The sequence below is a fragment of the Gluconobacter sp. Gdi genome, from assembly GCF_014132155.1.
Classification (GTDB): domain Bacteria; phylum Pseudomonadota; class Alphaproteobacteria; order Acetobacterales; family Acetobacteraceae; genus Gluconobacter.
The window spans coordinates 1-1589 of sequence record NZ_BLJQ01000040.1 but is presented as its reverse complement, the minus strand read 5'-3'; the positions used below and the strand labels follow the sequence as shown (position 1 = coordinate 1589).

Sequence of the window (1589 nt, the reverse complement as noted above, 5' to 3'; positions counted from 1 at the left end):
CGCTGGCGCAAAAAGCGCAGGATCTGTTTGACGCCGCCTCTTCAAAGATGTGGGCGGATTACGGCTGCCTGGGCGAAACGCCGCCCGAGACCTGGACCACTTATCTCAAGGCGCTGCGGGCCATCGCCACCGGGGCAGATACTGCCAGTGTGTCGCTGCCCGTGCCACCTGACAGCGTCGCAGCCTGATCGAAGGTCCTCAACAGTTCTAGACGTTCTCTGACAGCTGCCTGCGGGCGGCTTTTTTTATGGAAAAATCATGCCTGACGTTCAATCCGTGTCGCTGACCTCAATCCGTGGTCTGGAGGATCGTGTGCTCCAGCTCGAAACTATGCTGGCTAGTCTGGACGACAAGCAGTCTGACCTGCGATCGGAAGTCCGTATGGAAATCACCTCGCTGCGCAATGAAATCAAAGCCTTGGCCAAGGCGATGGAAACCAGCAATTCGCAGATCAACGGCAAGCTGGACCGGCTGTTCGGGGCGCGGTCGGTGGTAACGGCTCTGATTACGCTCATGACATCGATTGCCGGGACTGGCCTGGTCCATCTCGTGGTGTCGATTGGAAAGTAGTCCAGACATTCATCGTTAAAAACAGCGGCTTTCTGCCGCTCTTTTGTTCGGGTGGACCAATTCTCGGCTTTTCTCCGAAAATTGGTCCACCTGGACACTGTCAGGAAATCCCATGAATGAAACTGCCGTCGTGCTGGCCACGGCGCTCCTGAAGCTGCCCGGTTTCGAAGGATTCCGGTCGAAGCCCTATGTCTGCCCTGCCGGCTGCTGGACGATTGGCTATGGCAGCCGCTGGCTGAAATCCGGAAAGCCCGTCACGGCCAGAACGCCACCCATCCGTGAGGCGGATGCAGCCAGCCTGCTGCTCCAGTCGGTCATGACCTATGACGCGGCTCTGTCGCGCCTGGTCAAGGTTCCGCTCTCGGATGTCCAGCGGGCGGCACTGCTGTCCTGGCAATACAATGTCGGCACGCCAGCCGTGGAAAGCTCTACGCTGCTGCGCAAGCTCAATGCCGGGGATTATGCCGGCGCGGCCAATGAGCTGCCACGCTGGAACAAGGCGACCGTGAAAGGCCATCTGGTCGAGCTGGCCGGCCTGACCAATCGCCGCGCCTATGAACGAGATGTGTTCCTGGGCAAGCGGACAGTCATGGGGGCGAACCATGCAATGGTCTGATCTTCTAGGACTGCTCCCGCCTCAGGTCCTGTTCTGGGTTGGTATGTTTCTTGTTCTGGCCTCGGTGCTGCTGAATGTCTGCGGCTTCCTGCGGTCTCGGATTGCTCCTCCGGCTCCCGGATCTCTTTGGGTCAGGCCGTATCAGCTTCTGAGTTTCCTGGCCTTCGAGCAGAAATATGCCGCCGCCATGTACAGGATCGGGCTCACGGCCGTCATGACGACGCGGGCTGAAGCGCCGCTTCTGAAAAAAGCCGGCGCGGATAGTGGCGTGCAGATCCTCGACAGCAAGGGCAAGCCCAAAGCACCGACCTGACTGAGCCCTTCAGCCGGTCCTGGATCGATCATCCTCATTCCTCAGATCTCCGAAGGAGGCAGCGCTCCTGCTGTCAGACCGTCGGATCCA

At 59.3% G+C, this 1589-nt stretch carries 3 protein-coding genes and 1 pseudogene; all 4 read left to right on the top strand.

Features of this window, described 5'->3' with window-relative positions:
* A pseudogene (locus JN414_RS16330) lies at positions 1-188 on the top strand (hypothetical protein); the annotation flags it as partial.
* A 70-nt stretch (positions 189-258) separates the two neighbouring features.
* The gene (locus JN414_RS16325; protein WP_202208868.1) at positions 259-570 is read left to right on the top strand and encodes a hypothetical protein; all 312 of its coding nucleotides are present in this window, start codon (positions 259-261) and stop codon (positions 568-570) included.
* Positions 571-682: 112 nt separating this feature from the next.
* Positions 683-1186, top strand: a complete 504-nt coding sequence (locus JN414_RS16320) for a lysozyme (protein WP_202208867.1) — start codon at positions 683-685, stop codon at positions 1184-1186.
* Complete coding sequence (locus JN414_RS16315; RefSeq protein ID WP_202208866.1) at positions 1173-1499, top strand: hypothetical protein; 327 nt, start codon at positions 1173-1175, stop codon at positions 1497-1499. The genes JN414_RS16320 and JN414_RS16315 overlap by 14 nt, the downstream gene beginning before the upstream one ends.
* Positions 1500-1589: the final 90 nt, after the last annotated feature.

Bases quoted from the DNA above. Each gene is read 5' to 3' on its own strand.
- JN414_RS16325 (WP_202208868.1), top strand. From the start codon at position 259: ATGCCTGACGTTCAATCCGTGTCGCTGACCTCAATCCGTGGTCTGGAG.
- JN414_RS16320 (WP_202208867.1), top strand. From the start codon at position 683: ATGAATGAAACTGCCGTCGTGCTGGCCACGGCGCTCCTGAAGCTGCCC.
- JN414_RS16315 (WP_202208866.1), top strand. From the start codon at position 1,173: ATGCAATGGTCTGATCTTCTAGGACTGCTCCCGCCTCAGGTCCTGTTC.